At 61.1% G+C, this 401-nt stretch carries 1 protein-coding gene; it reads right to left on the bottom strand.

The window, feature by feature from the left end:
• Positions 1-23: 23 nt before the first annotated feature.
• Positions 24-401, bottom strand: a 378-nt coding sequence (locus EO99_RS0125480) for a pseudoazurin (protein ID WP_029621345.1), incomplete at its 5' end; no start/stop codon positions are given.

The raw sequence follows: 401 nt of genomic DNA, 5'->3' as shown, positions 1-401 counted from the left end.
CTCCGCCACGGCAGGCTCAAGGATCAGGTGCCGGCGGCTGCTGCTATGTCGGCGTTCATCCGGTCTCTCGCCTTCTTCGGGAGCTTTGCCTCCTTGATGACGTCGAGGTTGGCCGGGGCGTCACCGACCACGACAAGAGCCACCATGCCCATTCCCACGTGGGGAGCGCATTTGATTGCATAGGCGCCGGGGACATCGAAGGTCACCGTGACGCTCTCGTTCATCTTGCCCTTGAATGCTGTCGCTCCATCGGGAAGAAGGCCCGGGATCGTTTCGGCGTTGTGTGACTTGTCGGTGGGCAAGAAGGTGACGGTGTCGCCGGGCGCAATCTTCAGCGCCGAAGGCTCAAACACCATGGCGCCGTCCGCGCCTTTGTTCAGCATTTTCACTTCGAAATCAGC

This window comes from Pseudorhizobium marinum (assembly GCF_000705355.1).
In the GTDB taxonomy this organism is placed as follows: domain Bacteria; phylum Pseudomonadota; class Alphaproteobacteria; order Rhizobiales; family Rhizobiaceae; genus Neorhizobium; species Neorhizobium pelagicum.
This window is presented reverse-complemented; position numbering and strand designations above follow the sequence as displayed.